14 protein-coding genes are annotated in these 16,762 nt (G+C 50.5%); 8 read left to right on the top strand and 6 right to left on the bottom strand.

Annotated features, from left to right (window positions below):
• Positions 1–802: 802 nt before the first annotated feature.
• From BIT28_RS19740 to putP, 4 genes are all read left to right on the top strand, one after another.
• Positions 803–1,588: an AraC family transcriptional regulator gene (locus BIT28_RS19740; protein ID WP_075766660.1), complete on the top strand. Its 786-nt coding sequence runs from the start codon at positions 803–805 to the stop codon at positions 1,586–1,588.
• Between the two features lie 416 nt (positions 1,589–2,004).
• On the top strand, positions 2,005–5,133 hold the full coding sequence (putA, locus tag BIT28_RS19735) for a bifunctional proline dehydrogenase/L-glutamate gamma-semialdehyde dehydrogenase PutA (protein WP_075766659.1): 3,129 nt from the start codon (positions 2,005–2,007) through the stop codon (positions 5,131–5,133).
• Positions 5,134–5,161: 28 nt separating this feature from the next.
• Entirely contained in the window at positions 5,162–5,860 is a 699-nt protein-coding gene (locus BIT28_RS19730) for an aldehyde dehydrogenase family protein (protein WP_075766658.1), read from the top strand.
• 96 nt (positions 5,861–5,956) lie between these two features.
• Positions 5,957–7,453, top strand: a complete 1,497-nt coding sequence (gene putP / locus BIT28_RS19725) for a sodium/proline symporter PutP (protein WP_075766657.1) — start codon at positions 5,957–5,959, stop codon at positions 7,451–7,453.
• Positions 7,454–7,536: 83 nt separating this feature from the next.
• Here putP and BIT28_RS19720 read toward each other — a convergent pair whose 3' ends face one another.
• Entirely contained in the window at positions 7,537–8,907 is a 1,371-nt protein-coding gene (locus tag BIT28_RS19720) for an L-serine ammonia-lyase (RefSeq protein WP_075766656.1), read from the bottom strand.
• 80 nt (positions 8,908–8,987) lie between these two features.
• Positions 8,988–9,383, bottom strand: a complete 396-nt coding sequence (locus tag BIT28_RS30295; RefSeq protein ID WP_083651971.1) for a DUF3302 domain-containing protein — start codon at positions 9,381–9,383, stop codon at positions 8,988–8,990.
• A 201-nt stretch (positions 9,384–9,584) separates the two neighbouring features.
• Here BIT28_RS30295 and BIT28_RS19710 point away from each other — a divergent pair, with 201 nt between their 5' ends.
• Positions 9,585–10,895 carry a tetratricopeptide repeat protein gene (locus BIT28_RS19710; protein ID WP_075766655.1) on the top strand — a complete coding sequence of 437 codons (1,311 nt, stop codon included), beginning with the start codon at positions 9,585–9,587 and terminating at the stop codon, positions 10,893–10,895.
• Here BIT28_RS19710 and yieH read toward each other — a convergent pair.
• Together yieH and BIT28_RS19700 are read right to left on the bottom strand one after the other, a co-directional pair.
• A complete protein-coding gene (gene yieH / locus BIT28_RS19705) occupies positions 10,890–11,594 on the bottom strand; it encodes a 6-phosphogluconate phosphatase (protein WP_075766654.1) in 705 nt (234 codons plus the stop codon). The two genes, BIT28_RS19710 and yieH, sit on opposite strands and share 6 nt — an antisense overlap.
• Before the next feature lie 193 nt (positions 11,595–11,787).
• Positions 11,788–12,261 carry a hypothetical protein gene (locus BIT28_RS19700; RefSeq protein ID WP_075766653.1) on the bottom strand — a complete coding sequence of 158 codons (474 nt, stop codon included), beginning with the start codon at positions 12,259–12,261 and terminating at the stop codon, positions 11,788–11,790.
• A 98-nt stretch (positions 12,262–12,359) separates the two neighbouring features.
• On the opposite strand from BIT28_RS19700, the gene BIT28_RS19695 reads away from it, so the two are divergent.
• Positions 12,360–13,022, top strand: coding sequence for a CatB-related O-acetyltransferase (locus BIT28_RS19695; RefSeq protein ID WP_075766652.1), 663 nt, complete (start codon positions 12,360–12,362; stop codon positions 13,020–13,022).
• Positions 13,023–13,132: 110 nt separating this feature from the next.
• Here the strand turns inward: BIT28_RS19695 and BIT28_RS30045 are convergent, their stop codons facing one another.
• Both BIT28_RS30045 and BIT28_RS30040 read right to left on the bottom strand, forming a co-directional pair.
• Positions 13,133–13,567 (bottom strand): Rossmann-fold NAD(P)-binding domain-containing protein, encoded by a 435-nt coding sequence (locus BIT28_RS30045; protein WP_245823791.1) that lies wholly within the window; start codon positions 13,565–13,567, stop codon positions 13,133–13,135.
• 98 nt (positions 13,568–13,665) lie between these two features.
• Positions 13,666–14,067: an NAD-dependent epimerase/dehydratase family protein gene (locus BIT28_RS30040; protein ID WP_245823789.1), complete on the bottom strand. Its 402-nt coding sequence runs from the start codon at positions 14,065–14,067 to the stop codon at positions 13,666–13,668.
• Between the two features lie 102 nt (positions 14,068–14,169).
• Between BIT28_RS30040 and BIT28_RS19685 the strand changes: the two genes are divergently transcribed.
• Positions 14,170–15,108, top strand: coding sequence for a LysR family transcriptional regulator (locus tag BIT28_RS19685; RefSeq protein ID WP_075766651.1), 939 nt, complete (start codon positions 14,170–14,172; stop codon positions 15,106–15,108).
• A gap of 344 nt (positions 15,109–15,452) precedes the next feature.
• Entirely contained in the window at positions 15,453–16,646 is a 1,194-nt protein-coding gene (locus BIT28_RS19680; protein WP_075766650.1) for an acetate/propionate family kinase, read from the top strand.
• Positions 16,647–16,762 lie beyond the last annotated feature (116 nt).

Genomic DNA, 16,762 nt, shown 5'->3' with positions numbered 1-16,762 from the left:
AACTAGACGTATTTAAATGCAAATGAGAATGATTATCAAGTGGTTTTGATGATCCGATACCAATCTCTTGATCCTCGTAGCAGTCCTGATGCTATAGCTGAGTGTGGCCAGTCCGTTATCGCGAAAACTTGATGGCTAGCCCGGCAGTGATCATTCCTGGACCTATGATCAAGAAGCCGCTGACTGAATTATTGCTCCTGATGAAGTTGGTCTCTGCTGATATTGCTCCAGTCTCGCACTGGTATACAGCAAGTGCTGTGGTATAGATCCTCGGAAAAATGATCAAGAAAGGCTAATTAACGGGGAGTGTCATTTCGATTGGAACGATGATCAAGCATGATCATTGTTTTGATCCTTGTCGCTATGGAAAAATGATCAAGGCTGATGATCATGCTTCAGTGCATGAAGGGGCGGGGCAGTGGTGAACTGTAGGCCTGTTGTAAGTGTGCACTATAGAAGCTTTGACGTTAATTAATTGAATCACAACGATAAAATCTGTTTACCGTATCCATGTAACCGGGCGAGGAAACCCTGGTTATGGGGTGCATTGGGTGATTGTTTTTTGGGATTGGAGCCGTCGCGTTAAATTGAAATGACAACAGCCGTAAAAAAGTTGTTCTTGATCATTTTTCCGATAAGCAGTTCGTCTAATGGAGGGGGATCACCGTCATCTATACTTAGAGGTGTCAATAATGATTGCCTGGCGATAAGACGCTGTATCATCAGATATCTATCTGGTTCTACAGGCGGATATGGTATTCTGCCTGCTAATAGACAGATACATTTATGTTTTTAATGACATATGGAAATTAAGCCCAAACACTCGAGTTTCAGACCTTCCGAAATTGTCGCTCTGCCACAGCAAATGGATCACCACAATCATGGCTATAATCAAGTCGTGATCGGACTGTCCGGCCAGACAGAGTTTGATATCGAAGGCTACGGTAACCTTGTATGCTCCGGTCAGGGTTGTCTGGTGACGGCAGATTCAGAGCACGCGTTTTCCGGGATCGGTAAAAATGAGATCCTGGTATTGAATGTGCCTGTCGATCAGCTGCTTCCTTCTTATACGCAGGAAAGAATGGATCGGTTATTTGATCAGTCGAGTTATTTTCACCTCGACAGTCAGGCGCAAAACCTGATTCAGGCACTGACGGCAGAGATGACCGCCCATCCCGATGACCTGCTGCTCAGTAAGGCCTGTACTGATACTTTGTTGTGTGTGCTGCAGCGCCATTTCAAGCCGTTAAACGACGATCGCCAGAGCTACCGGCTGAATATGGATATTATCGATCAGTACATACTTCAGCATCTTACCCGTAAAATTTCTGTAACACAGCTGGCCGGGCTGGTTTTCCTCGGTGAAAGCCAGTTTCATTATTTGTTCAAAGAACAGACAGGCGTGACACCGCATCAGTATGTCCTGAAAAAGCGTCTGGAGATGGCGAAACAGCTTATTGAAGAGTCTCACTTGAGCCTGGCCCAGGTGGCGCAAAGTTCGGGATTCGCCAGCCAAAGCAGCTTTACCCAGGCATTTTCTCGCCTCTACGGTATGCCACCAGCCCGTTACCGAAAAATTCACAGCTAACGTTAGTTGTATATAAAAACATTTTTAATCAATGGTTTGCTGAATAATTCCAGTTAGCCATTGATGCCACACCCTACCGCTGTTCTTCGAAGTACGACGACGCGCTGCAGTGTATCTTCTTCTCTTGATCATCGTTCCAGACAACCACTGTTGATCGACTAGTTGATAACACTATTGACGTAGCTGTAATTAGCGTTTCGCTATATGAAACTAAAGTTTTTGATGTAGTTTTGTGTCTATTTTTGTTAAAAAACGGACTTTTCCTAAAAATTATCGGAGAATATAGCAAGACTCTCGGCGTGGTGGAAAATAGAATCCTCTCAATGCTAACACTGGTGTAACATTTAACCTGAGCGAGATCGCCTAGTAGATATAGATACTGGTATTCAATCAGGTTCACTATTGAGGGATTGATTATGTTCAATGCGGCAGATGTACTTCAGCCATCATTTATTGAGCGACCATTGGAAGAAATCTGGACATTGATTTCACCGCTCTATTCTGTTGATGAGTCTCAGTGGCTTAAACAGTTGATACCTTTGGCTGAGCCTTCAGAGCAAGAACGTAAACACACCACGGAACAGGCCGCGACGTTGATCGAGCGTGTTCGTGCCGATCAGAACGCGATTCAGATGATTGATGCGTTGTTGCTGGAATATAGCCTGGACACCAAGGAAGGCATCTTGCTGATGTGCCTTGCCGAGGCCCTGATGCGTATTCCTGATGCAGCAACGGCAGATGCGTTGATCCGCGACAAGCTGAGTGTAGCTGACTGGAAGTCACACCTGAAAAATTCAGACTCGTTGTTTGTGAACGCCTCGACCTGGGGCCTGATGCTGACCGGTAAGGTGGTCACCATGGATGCCAGGGAAGATGGAACACCTAGCCACGTGATCAATCGCCTGGTGAACAAAATGTCTGAGCCGGTGATCCGCCAGGCAATGAACCAGGCGATGAAAATCATGGGCCACCAGTTTGTCCTTGGCCGCACCATTGCCGAAGCAATGAAAAACGGAAAAGACAAGCGAGACCAAGGGTTCACCTATTCATTTGATATGTTGGGTGAAGCCGCACTGACAGCACAAGATGCCCAGAAGTACTTTAAAGATTACATCATGGCCATCGAAGCGGTCGGACGTGATGCCTATTCGAGCCAGAAGGGCAGCAATGCGAAATCGCCGGACCCGACAGTGTCTATCAAGCTGTCGGCGCTGCATCCTCGTTACGATGTGGCCAATGAGACGCGTGTACTGGACGAGATGTATGAGTCGGTGCTGTCACTGCTCAAGCGTGCTCGGGAGCTGAATGTCGGGATCACGATTGATGCCGAAGAAGCAGATCGTCTGGAACTGTCGCTGAAGCTGTTCGAGAAGCTTTACCGCTCAGACGTGGTATGTGGCTGGGGCCGTTTTGGCCTGGTTGTGCAGGCTTACTCAAAACGCGCTCTGCCGGTATTGGCATGGCTGGCTGCATTGAGCAAGCAACAGGGTGACGTGATCCCACTGCGTCTGGTGAAAGGGGCGTATTGGGACAGTGAGCTGAAGCTGTCCCAACAGAGTGGTTTTTCTGGTTACCCAGTGTTCACCCGTAAGGAAGCGACTGACAGCTCTTATCTGGCCTGTGCCCGATTCCTGCTATCCGAGCACCTGCGTGGTTTGATTTATCCGCAGTTTGCCAGTCATAACGCCCACACGGTGTCGGCGATTGTTGCCATGGCAAGCTCAAATAAGGATTACGAATTCCAGCGCCTGCATGGTATGGGCGATGCGCTCTATAACCATGTGATGGACATGCATAATGTGAACGTGCGTATCTACGCACCGGTTGGCAGTCATAAAGATTTGCTGCCGTACCTGGTTCGTCGTCTGCTGGAAAATGGTGCCAACAGCTCGTTTGTACACCGACTGGTCGATGCCAACTGTCCGGTTGAGTCTCTGACCCAGCATCCGGTTGACGAGCTATTGTCCCGGCCGACATTGCATAACGCCCTGATCCCGCTGCCACCGCAAATCTTCGGTGAACAGCGTAAGAACTCGTCGGGGATTAATATTGATATCGAGTCGGAATGGCGTCCGTTCTCGGACTCGGTCAAGGCATTTGCCCAGCAGCAGTGGCAAGCCGGTCCTATTATCAATGGCGAAAAACAGTCTGGTGAGATACAGGCCGTTACAGCGCCGTATGACCGTCGTGAAGTTGTTGGCAGTATTGCATTTGCCAGTGCCGAGCAGGTAGAAGCCGCTATTTCCGTTGCTGCCGAGGCCTATCCGAGCTGGTCACAGCGGCCGGCTGGCGAGCGAGCTCAAAGCCTGGTCCGTCTTGCAGATTTGCTGGAAGCGCATACCGGTGAGTTGGTGGCGCTTTGCCACCGCGAAGCGGGCAAGACGATTCAGGACAGTATTGATGAAATTCGCGAGGCGGTTGATTTCTGTCGCTTCTATGCCGATCAGGCGGCAACGGACTTTGCCGAGCCGAAGCAAATAACCGGTTTTGATGGCACGGCCAAGTTGCTGAGCTACCAGGGACGCGGGGTGTTTGCCTGTATCAGCCCGTGGAACTTCCCACTGGCGATTTTCCTCGGCCAGGTGTCAGCTGCCCTGGTGGCAGGGAACACGGTAGTCGCAAAACCTGCCGAGCAGACATCACTGATTGCCTTTAGGGCGATTGAGCTGATGCTGGAAGCGGGCGTGCCAGCGGGGGCAATCCAGTTCCTGCCGGGCACGGGAGCACAGGTGGGAGCACCGCTCACATCGGATCCGCGCATTGCCGGGGTGGCCTTTACGGGCTCGACCGAGACCGCGCAGCGTATTAACCGTTCGCTGGCGGCACGCGATTGTGAACCGGCGACGTTTATCGCCGAAACCGGTGGCCAGAACGCGATGATTGTCGACAGTACGGCCCTGCCCGAGCAGGTTGTTCGTGATGTGGTTCGTTCGGCCTTTGCGTCTGCCGGCCAGCGTTGTTCGGCCCTTCGGGTGCTGTTTGTCCAGGAAGATATTGCCGATCGCATTACTTCCCTTATCAAGGGAGCGATGGATGAGCTGTCGGTGGGCAGACCTGAGCTGCACAGTACCGATGTCGGCCCGGTGATTGATACCGGCGCCCGTGAAAAGTTGCTGACCCATATTGAGTCTCTGAAAAATCAGGCCAAGGTGGTGGCGCAGGCGACACTGGGTGAGGAGTGTCAGCACGGTGATTTTGTTGCCCCGACGGCGTTTGAGATCGGCAGCATTGATGTGCTGAAGAATGAAAACTTCGGTCCGATCCTTCATATCGTTCGCTTCAAGGCCAGCGAGCTGGAGCAGGTGATTGACCAAATCAACAACACCGGCTTTGGTCTGACGATGGGGGTTCATAGTCGAAACGAGCGTACGTACTGCCATATTGAACGTCGTGCTCGTGTCGGTAACTGCTATATCAACCGTGATCAGGTTGGTGCCGTGGTCGGTGTACAGCCGTTTGGCGGGCAGGGATTGTCGGGAACCGGTCCGAAAGCCGGTGGTCCGCACTACCTGTATCGTTTCACCCAAGATGTGTTTAACGCTTAATGGCCGCTGAGTTGAGAGGGAAATAGCTATGACGACAAGTATTCAAGCAATGGTAGATAACAGCTCAGCAGCCTGGGAAGGGTGGAACGGCTTGGGCTATGAGGCACGCTCACAGATCCTGGGTCGCTGGGCAGAAGAGCTGGCCCCCGACGTACGGGCGATGGTGGCGTTTCAGTGTCGAAATGCCAGCGAGCATGTGGCAGAGACACTGCTGATGCCCGGGCCGACGGGGGAGACCAACGAGCTTTATTGCGCCGGTCGCGGTAGCTTTATTGTGACTGCCGATGTCGAGACATCACTGGTTGCCGTTGTCGGCCAAATTGCGGCGGCACTGGTTACCGGAAATACGGTTTTTGTTTGCCTACCGTCTGACTATGCGCTGTCGGCGGGTGAACTGGCTGCACAGCTGGAGAAAAGCGGCTGTGCTCGCGGTGTTGTCACCGCAATTGATAGCGGTCAGCTTGCTGATCTGGTTAGTCACCCGGCAATTGCTGGTGTGGCGTACGCCGGAAAGCTATCAACATCACAGGCGCTGGCGCGCCAATTGGCTGCCCGTGACGGGCTGCTGGCTCAACTGATCAGCGAGACTGATTGCGAGTCACTGCCTGTTATCGGTAGCCCTACGTACTCACTGCGTTTCGTGACCGAAAGGACACGGACCATCAATATCACAGCAGTTGGCGGAAACGCGACGTTGCTTGAATTGGGGAGTGGTGAAGAACACTAACGCGAGTTGTTCTAAACAGCTCAGCTGAAAATCTTTCAGCACAATAAACAAAAAGCCCCTGCTATGGACAGGGGCTCTAAGTGAGGGAACTCAACAATGATAGAAAATAGCTTTGCTATTACAGGAACGTTTATCGTTTATCTGATCGGTATGCTGGCAATTGGTTACATTGCCTACAAGCGAACAGCTAACTCCGCCGACTATTTCCTTGGCGGCCGTACGCTGGGACCTTGGCCTGCAGCACTGTCTGCCGGAGCATCTGATATGAGTGGCTGGTTGCTACTGGGTCTGCCGGGATATGCCTATGCCGCAGGGATGGAATCACTATGGCTGGCTGGCGGCCTGCTTATCGGTACTTGGCTAAACTGGCTGATTTGTGCCAAGCGCCTGCGTACCTACAGTATTACCACTGATAATGCGTTGACTCTGCCCGAGTTCCTGGCTCGCCGTTTTGACGATAAATCTAAACTGATCCAAACCATTTCAGCATTCTTTATCTTGCTGTTCTTCCTTTTCTATACCAGTTCAGGTTTGGTTGCCGGTGGTAAGCTGTTTGAAACTGTATTCGGCCTTGACTATACCGTTGCTGTAGTTATCGGTACGGTGTGTGTCGTTTCGTATACATTGTTCGGTGGTTTCCTTGCTGTGTCATGGACTGACCTGGTTCAGGGCCTGCTGATGTCGGCGGCTTTGCTTATTGTGCCGATTGCGGCAATGAGTGGTGGTGTTGGCGATCTGACAACGGCGCTGGAAGCGAAAAACCCTGAGCTGATGACGCTGTTTAACGATGTGAAAGGTGAGCCGCTATCGGCGATTGCCATTATCTCATTGGCCGCGTGGGGGCTAGGTTACTTTGGTCAGCCGCATATCCTGGCACGTTTCAAGGCAACCCGTTCTAATAAAGATATCGGTACGGCACGCCGTATCGCCGTAGCATGGACAGCCCTGTCGATGACGGGTGCTATCCTGGTTGGTCTGGTCGGTATCCTGTTTGTCGATAACCAGCTAGGTGGTGAACTGGCCGATGGCGAGAAAATCTTCATGCTGCTGGTTAACTCTATCTTCCACCCTGTGATTGCCGGTATCTTGCTGGCGGCGATCCTGGCGGCAATCATGAGTACGGCTGACTCACAGCTACTGGTGTCTTCATCGGCACTGGCAGAAGATTTCTACAAGCAGGTATTCCGTCCGCAGGCATCGACAGAAGAGATTGTAATGGTCGGTCGCGTGGCGGTTATCGCACTGTCTATCGTTGCGCTGGTACTGGCGATGAACCCTGACAGCACGGTACTGGGTCTGGTGTCTTACGCCTGGGCTGGCTTTGGTGCGGCATTCGGTCCGGCCTTGCTACTGAGCCTGTTCTGGAAAGGCATGAACCGCAACGGTGCGCTTGCAGGTATTGTTGTAGGTGCGCTTACAGTGGTGATCTGGAAGCAGCTATCAGGTGGCCTGTTCGATATGTACGAAATCGTACCTGGATTTATCTTTGCGACTATTTCTATCATTGTGGTCAGCTCTATGACGGGCGGCGCATCGAAGGAAGTGGAAGCGCAGTACGAGAACTACGAGAAGAACCTGGTTGAGTTTGACTAACGGATAAACCAAGTTTCGAACATCAAAGCCAGCCGCCATCAAGCGGCTGGCTTTTTCTTTTCTAATTATTCGATTTACTTGAATTACTCGCAGGGTGGGGCGAGATGGATCATCGCCAGGCCGCCGAGTGAGGTCTCCCGGTACTTCTTGTTCATGTCTTTACCCGTCTGGTACATGGTCTCGATAACCTTATCGAGAGAGACCAGCGACTTGCTGTTGCGCTTTAAGGCCATCCGCGAGGCATTGATGGCTTTGATCGCTCCCATCGCATTGCGTTCGATACACGGGATTTGAACCAGGCCGCCAATCGGATCGCAGGTCATTCCCAGCGAATGTTCCATGGCGATTTCTGCCGCCATGCAGATTTGCTCGTTGCTGCCTCCGCGAATTGCCGTCAGACCAGCCGCTGCCATCGACGAGGAGACACCGATTTCCCCCTGACAACCGACCTCTGCACCGGAAATGGATGCATTCATTTTGTATAGCATGCCGATAGCGGCCGAGACAGCGAGAAAGTCTTTGATTTGCGGAGTGTCGAGCGGGCAGATGAATTTGTTGTAGTACATCAGCACCGACGGGATCACCCCGGCTGCGCCGTTGGTCGGTGAAGTGACCACCTGACCGCCAGCGGCATTTTCTTCACTGACGGCGAAGGCAAACAGGTTCACCCAGTCGAGGATGGTCATCGGATCATTGTCGATGTCTTTGTTGGCCTCGAGCTTTTTCAGCAAAGCCGGGGCGCGGCGCACCACATGAAGGCCACCTTCCAGTACTCCCTCGGTTTTGAAGCCTCGTTGCATGCAGGCCGACATGACCGTCCAGATTTGCTTGGCCTTGGCATCAAGCTCTTTCTGGGAGCGAAAGGCCAGCTCGTTGCGGAGGATCATCGCACCGATACACAGACCTTCGTTTTCTGCAGTATTGAGAATATCTTCGGCAGAGTGAAAACGGTAGGGCACAGAGACTGTGTCGGAGGTTTTACCGTTTTGCAGCTCATCGGCCGTGGCAATAAAGCCGCCGCCGATCGAATAGTAGGTTTCGATAAAGAGCTGTTTGCCGGCATTATTAAACGCACTGATGGTCATCCCGTTTTCATGCAGCGGTAGATTGTTATCGTGAAACAGCATGTCGGTCTCGGGGTTAAATCCGAGCGTTTTCTTGCCGGCCAGGTTGAGTGTGTTGGCCTGGATGCCCTCTGCCATTGCTGCGTTGGCTTGTTCGATATCAATATTGTCCGGGGTATTGTTCATCAGGCCGAGAATGGTTGCGCGGTCGGTATGGTGCCCTTTCCCGGTCAGTGACAATGAACCGTAGAGGTCGATCTGGACACGTTCAATCGTGTTGATTAATGTGTCTATCTTCTGACAAAAGTCGAACCCTGCCAGCATCGGACCGTTGGTGTGGGAGCTGGATGGACCAACCCCGACTTTGTAGATATCAAAAATAGATAACATGGTCGCTTCCCTCGTGCTGTATATCTGTTAGACAACCTGATCACACAAAACTATTCCGTGATGGTTGTCCAAATCTCGGATCAATGATCAAGGAAGAGATAGTTCTGCCAGCTCTTCATGCGGATCAGCACTTTTCGCATGACGTATACATGCTCGAAACTGTCAGAATAGACGGCAATCTCGACATTGGTTCCCTGCGGGAGACGAAAAGCACCGATATAGAGTTGTTCGTTCTGGATTTTTGTGAGTCCGCAGCCACGATCTTCCCGCCAAAGCGTGGCCCAGAGCCACAGAAACGGCCAGATGGTGTGGAGGGTAAACAAGCTGACCCAACCGGCATAATGAATGGCATCCTGGTGAGGGTGATTGCGTTCTTTCGAAATTTCATAGGGGATATCATGGATTGCGATCACGCCGTAGAATAAAAACACGGCGACAAACACCAAGATCCCCAGTGCAAAGTAATCGAGAAACATCCATGATCCTTAATGTGTTAATGGCGATGGTATAAGTACAAAGTAGCATCGAATAAAGGCACTATCTGAGTTTGAAGTTCTTCTTTATCTCTCTATTTTTAAACAGTGTTTTTTGTGTGGTTAATTACTCTGGCATAATAGCTCTAGTTATGCGGCATTCTGCCGTTATATAGAGTGTAGAAAACTGTTGTATGAGGGGTTATGTCAAACCTGGTAATCGGTCTGAGTTTGATCGGCGTGGTGCTGGTTTGGGTGATTGTCCGCTATTTTTCCGCGGTGAAATCGCAGCGCGTTAGAGTGCAGGAGAAAGTGCTCAAAGATCAAAAATATCAGCGGGTCCTGGAAAAGGCCAAAGTGGCAGAGCACGAGGACAAAGTCTTCAAGGCGCAGACCGGGCACGTTTCAAGCCAGCTGTCGCTGGCAAAGGAGTTTGAGCTCACCAGTATCAGTCAGGCGATATTCTGGTACCAGAAGGCTGCGGCCTTAGACAATGATATTGCCCAGAATGCACTGGCCCGCCTATGTCGGTTAGATCGGTCCGACTCTGATGGCGAGGCGAAGTCGAAATACTGGCAGCAAGTCGTGCTGGCCAAACGCAAAGAACCAGAAGCTCTGTACCAACTGGGGTATTATCTGGTATCCGGCTATGGCACCGAGATTGATACAGAGTCGGGGGTTGACAAAATCACCGCGGCGGCTGAGCAGGGGCATGTGGAGGCGCAGCTTTTTCTCGGTGACTGGTATGTGGCTGAAATAAACCAGCACAAAGATCCTCTGGTTGCATTCGGCTGGCGGGTGCGGGCGGCGCTGACCGATGAGGTTAAGGGCTGCATCAAGACCGCATTTTGTTATCAGAGTGGAGTCGGGGTGGTCAAGGATCGCGATCGGGCCATTTACTGGTTGGAAAGAGCGGCCGAAATGGGCAGCAGTGAAGCACAGTTTTTGGCCGCGAAGATGCACTTGGGCTCAGATGCCAATGATGCGGCTATCGCTTATGTGTGGTTTTCGATTGCCAACGCCTTTGGCCATAAAACGGCCAAGACCGAACGTGATGAAGCGGCGCAGTATGTTGGAATAGAGTCTATCCTGGCGGCCCAGAGCGTTGCCAATTCTGTCTATCGGTTGCTTAAACGCCAGCCAGTTGCACGCCACCGGGTAATTGATCTGATGGACCGGGTATACGCTCGAAGTAGCTACCGGCCTGACGAGGATGTTCTGGCATCGCTGGCCAGCGGGGAGCTGGCTGGAGATACGGCACAGGCTGAGGCGATTGCCAGCAGGGATGGCGAGGTGGAGATGGATTTGTCTTCGGTCGCCTCACCGGGGCGGGACAGCGAATTTCGCGACATTGAAAACGGCGTTAGCACAGACGCAGAGAAAAGCGAAGGAGCAGACGACAGCGGCTTGATACCTGAGACTAATAATGAAACAGCGACCAAGGAGTACCAACAGCAAAACTGGGCCACCTCCTGGGACAGTTTTACGGCGGAGTCGAAGAAGTCGTCATCATGATACTGGTGACAAATCTTCCTCAAGGTAATCAAGCAGCTGCGGCATCGCCGTGATGGTGGTCACTCTCGGGTGTTTAATCTTGACCGAGTGGGGTGTCGCGGCAAAATGAAAGGTACGGATACCGGCGTTGATCCCGGCCTGCACACCCTTCGGGGTATCATCAACGAATACGCACTCTTTTAGCATCACGCCCATGTGCATGGCGGCGAAGTGGAGAATATCCGGCTCAGGCTTCCAGCTGTTAGCCTGAAAGCCGCTAAATAACTTACCTTCGAAATAGGGTAGTAGCCCGGTCAGGCTTAAAGTGTGTTCGATCTTGCTGATAGGCGCATTTGAGGCAATACACATATCGAATCCCATGCTCGATAAGGTGTCGAGCAGCTCAGGCACGCCTTGGATTGGCGTAAGTCCCTGTTCGAAAAGCCGTCGGCACTCTTTCCTGTACATGGGTTCGAGATCATCGATACGGGTCTTGATACCGGCACGCTCCCTTGTATCGGTGAGAATATCGACCATTTTACCGCCTTGGAAATGGCGTAGGCACTCTTCGATACTGAGATTGGCACCCAGTCGGTTGAATATATTCACCAAGGCCTGATTGCAGAGTATCTCGCTGTCTACCAGGGTGCCATCGCAATCAAAAATGACGCAGCGTATACCAGTTGCTCTTCTTGTTGCCGTGTTGCTGGTTTTATCCATAAAACGCACTCCACTCTTATGCAGCTGACATCTCATTGTTAATACACCGTCTGTAGTTCTACAATGCGCATATTAATGTTTTGCTATCTCAATCGCGGTTAATGACGTTTTTTTGTAAGTTATGAGATTTGTCCCTTATTCTGCCTAGAAATGCAGATATACCTATCCATTGGCTGCAGCAGGCAGAAACTCGCTATTGATTGTCGTGGTGGTGGTAGCGGGAAAGGAAGCTATCCAGCGCGGCCTGACTGTTCGTTTTTTCACTTTGCTCACCTTGTAGAAATGCCAAGATGGCATCTTCATGTTCTTGTACTAGTTGAAATAGTTCAGAATGCTGTCGTGCCTGTTGGGCCTGATGACGATACTTCAGCGCATAGGGTTCGACCCAGGATGCCATGGTATCGACTAGAGCGGGCCATTCCAGTGATAGCCATTTTTGAGCGTCATGGGCACCTTTTTGTTCCATTTCCGGGCTGTTGTCGGGGCAGCTGATGCCGAGTTTTTCCAGCCCGGTTTTAAGGTGGCGGGCAGTGACCTGTTCGACAAGGATCAGCTTTTGCCATTTGTTGATATGCTTATCATCGCTATACTTTTCAGCGAAAGCAGTAAAAAAGGCAATGCCGTACAGTTCACCGAGGTAAGCTGAAAAAAGTTGTTCTGTTAGCATTTTGCAGGGCTCGAAAATGGTTGATAAAAGAAGGACAACATTTTACGCCATTTTTCGTAGTGTGATTAGACGGCTATACATAATAAAAAGGGGTGGCTATGTCATCATCCATATTTCCTTCATGGCTTGGCGGCTATGAGGTGCGAGAACATATCGATAATCCGAATATTTCTGTCGGGGCGCATACCTATTATTCTGGTTATTATCATGACAAACATTTTGAGGATCAGTGCGTACGCTACCTGTTGGGGGATCATTCCAGCCGGGCCGTATGGGAATCCGGTATTTTCGGTGAGGTAGACCGGCTCATTATTGGCAAATACTGCTCGATAGCCTCGGGGGCGACCTTTATGCTGGCCGGTAATCAGGGGCACCGCCATGACTGGGTGTCTTCGTTTCCCTTTGATGTCAGCCAGTTTGGTGACAAGGTCAAGTCAGGCTTCGAGCGATCCGGGGATACGGTGATAGGCAATGATGTATGGATTGGATCCGAATGCGTCATTATGCCAGGTGTCAATATCGGCGACGGGGCGGTTATTGGTGCCCGGGCTGTGGTAACCAAAGACATTGAACCCTATGCCGTGGTGGTAGGCAATCCCGGCCAGGTTGTTAAGAAGCGCTTTAACGAGGAACAGATTATCATGCTGCGGGAGATGAAATGGTGGGACTGGCCATTGGATCTTCTGAAACAGAATATGGATTTGATGTGCAGCAATGATATTGAAGGTTTGTTCGACCGTTACCGCCAGTTTGAACGGTAAGTGTTCATTACTCCTCTTGTTTGAATATCAATTCTAAGTGGGGCCCCGTGAGGGCCCCTGTTAGTTTATAGATACTTAATTGAAGAATATTAGGCGAAGACAGTTAGAAACTAGGCATAGTTAGAGACGCTTCGCCAACTTCTTTGCAGAGCCAGCTCCAGTGGCGTATGGATAAAGCTTGATGGTGTATGGAGCGGCATTGAGTAGGCTGGTGGCTTGCCGCCGTGTTGCCAAAGCTCCCGGGTTTTGAGGAACCGGCGAAATAGCGGTGAGAAAAAGGCTATGAATTCAAGGATGGTCCAGGATAGTTGGATGATCGATACCGGTTTACCGCTGCTGAGCGCCAGGCAGCGGGCAATATCATTGATACTGGCTTTGTGCCCGGGGTAGTAGACAATATTCAAATCCGGTTGCTCACACTGCTCGTGAGAGAGGAGGTGGGCAATATTGTCTGCAAGATCGGGTAAGAATGTCCAATAGTGACAGAGTCTTTGATTGCTGGGGGATTGGATGATCACTTTTTGCTGCGTTTCTTTTATCAGCATCCCCAGATAGCCATGATGCAGTGCGCAGCTCAGGCTGTGTCCGCAGCAGATCACCAGAACTTTGGCTCCGTTAAAGCTCGCTTGCCGTAAGCGGTTTTTCAGTCGTTTGGGCAGGCGGACAGTAATGGGTTTGTTTTTTTCCAGAAGGCAAGGGAAGGAAACAAGGGCTGTTGGACGTCATATTTATTGGTGGTGATCACTAACCGGAGGTGAAGCTGCTCTGAGAGCGCGATAATTTGTTCTATCGAGAATATGAGTTCTTTTCTGGCAGCCGCTGATTCAGGCAGGTGAACAAAGACGGTATCAACGTCTTTTGCTATCTGATACAGGAAGTCAAGATCATCGCTATTCATCTCGGCCAAAGTCAGCTGGCTGAGTATCGGTACGTGGGCAGAGTCGTCACGAATAATACCGATGACGTCCCAGTCATTGTTGATCAGCGTTCGGCAGAGGTTATTGCCCATCTCCTGACAGGCTCCGAAAACTAAGGCTTTTCTCATAGTTAACCTCAATCATGCGATTCATATCAATATACTGTTATGCGGTTTGGTTCTTATTGTGGCTATAGTAAATACACAGATAGGAATAGTAGGTATACGAATATGAATAGCATGGAGTGGGACAGTATTCGGATATTTTTGGCTGTTGTCGAAGAGGGAAGCATGTCGGCGGCGGCGCAGGTGCTCGGGGTGTCTCAGCCAACAGTGAGTCGCTATATTTTGGCGCTGGAAGAGAAGGTCGGCGTCAATCTCTTTGATCGCTCCTGCAGCGGGCTTAAAGTCACCGAGGTCGGAGCCGGCTTGCTCGACTCTGCCAAGGCGACCGCCAGGGGAGCCGAGAGTTTTGCCAGGCAGGTCAATGCAACCTCCGAACATATTGATGGTCATGTCCGGCTGGCTGTGAGCGAGGTGGTGGCATACTATTTTTTGCCCGATGCGATTAGAGCATTTAACCGTCAGTTTCCGTCTATCGAAGTCGAGATACTGATTTCTGATCAAGGGGTGAACCTTAATAAGCGTGATGCTGATTTATTGGTATCTGTAGAAAAGCCCGAGCAACCGGATCTTGTGGTAAGTCATCTCTTTGAAGGGAGGCTGGGCTTTTTTGCTCATCGCGATTACCTGAAAGAGTATGGCAAGCCAGGTTCGCTCCAGGAGTTACATGCCGGTACCCATCAAATCATTGGCGATGATTGCAATAACTTTTATCTCCGCGAAGCCGACCGGATTGGTCGAACTTTGAGTAAATCACACTTCAGCTTCCGTACCGACAGTCAGAGAATGCAGGTTGAGCTGCTCAACGCCAGAGCTGGCGTTGCCGTTACCTTGTTGGCGATAGCTGAAAAATACCCGGATTTGGTGCGGCTGTTTCCGGAAGTTGCATTACAACCGTTCAACTGGTGGCTGATCTGCCATCGAGACGTGAATGTCAATCCGCGTATCCATAATCTGATGACGTTTCTGAGTCAGTGGTTTCAGCAGAATAAATGGCGGCAGTGGAAACCCGCTGAGGGAAGGCCGAAACGCCTTGCTGCGATCTAAGTTGAACGGGATTCATCACAATGCATATCAATTTTGACTGAGGGGCGCTATTCAGGGTTGAAAAATATTCGGGAAATATTCAACAAAAATTTAGCTGCTGGGTGATTTTTGCCCAAGGTTAAACGTTTTCGTTGCTATAAACTTGATCTGGACCAGCGATTTTTAACTTTTTTTGATTTTTTTGAAAACAAAAGTTGAGTTATTCAAAAAAAATTGAATAATGTTATTAAAACATATAATGCTGAGAAAATGCTGCTCCACACATTTTCCTCTGCAGTCTAGAAAAAGACGTGTGACGGGACAACAACTTGTCCTTAGGCCCTAATTATTCTGATGAGATAACCATGAGCAATTCTCTAGTTCTTGTAATCAACTCCGGTAGTTCTTCGCTAAAATTTGCCCTAATCGATACCGTTAGCGGTGAAGCAACCCTGAGTGGCTTGGGTGAGTGCTTCGGCCTGCCTGAAGCCAACGTTAGCTGGAAGATCAACGGTGAGAAGCACGAATACAAACTGAACGATTCAGGTAACCACCACCAGCAGGCTGTCGATCGCATCGTAACCCTGCTTGAAGAGCAAGGTATTAAGCAGGATATCGTTGCTGTTGGTCACCGAGTTGTCCATGGCGGTGAGAAGTTTACCAAGACAGTAAAAGTTGACGATAGCGTTCTGGAAGAGATCGAGAAGCTAAGCGATCTGGCACCACTTCATAACCCTGCTCATGTTATCGGTATGCGAGCTGCAATGAAGGCTTTCCCGGCACTGGCTCAGTACGCGGTATTTGATACGGCATTCCACCAGACAATGCCAGCCCGCGCGTACACAGGTGCTATCTCTCAGAAGTTATACAAGGAATACGGCATCCGCCGCTACGGTTTCCACGGTACGAGTCACTACTTCGTCAGCCGTGAAGCCGCCAAGATGATCAACAAGCCAATCGAAGAGAGCAACTTTATCTCTGTTCACCTGGGTAACGGTGCATCGGTTTGTGCAATCAAAGACGGTAAGAGTGTCGATACCAGCATGGGCTTTACTCCGCTGGCCGGCCTGATGATGGGTACACGCTGTGGTGACCTTGACCCAAGTATCATTGAGTTCCTGCTGAAGAAAGGCTGGGCTCAGGAAGATGTTTTCAAAGAGCTGAACTCAAAATCAGGCCTGCTAGGTGTATCTGGCCTGACAAGCGATTGCCGCGGTATTATCGAGGCGATGGAAAATGGCCACGAGGGCGCAACCCTGGCATTTGAAATCTTCACTTACCGTGTGGCTAAGTACATCGGTTCTTACATGGTGGCACTGGATGAGCTGGACGGCATCATCTTCACCGCCGGTATTGGTGAGAACTCTCAGCCAATCCGTAGCAAGATCCTAGAGAACCTGAAGATCTTCGGTTACCGCGAAGACGAAGAAGCAAACGCAGCTGCTCGCTTCGGTAACAGTGGCATTATTACTCAGCCAAATACACCAGTTGCAATGGTAATCCCGACTAACGAAGAGTGGGTTATCGCGAAAGAATCTATGGCGTTACTGCACGCTTAATAGACTATAGCCAGCCAAGTTTCCCAAGGGCTTGGTTGGCTCCCTGCTTGGAACACAGGGAAAGACGGAACAAAAACGGCCCCGAGCAAGTGCTCGGGGCCGTTTTTGTTGGTGAC

The organism is Photobacterium proteolyticum (genome assembly GCF_001939735.1).
GTDB lineage: Bacteria > Pseudomonadota > Gammaproteobacteria > Enterobacterales > Vibrionaceae > Photobacterium > Photobacterium proteolyticum.
This window is presented reverse-complemented; position numbering and strand designations above follow the sequence as displayed.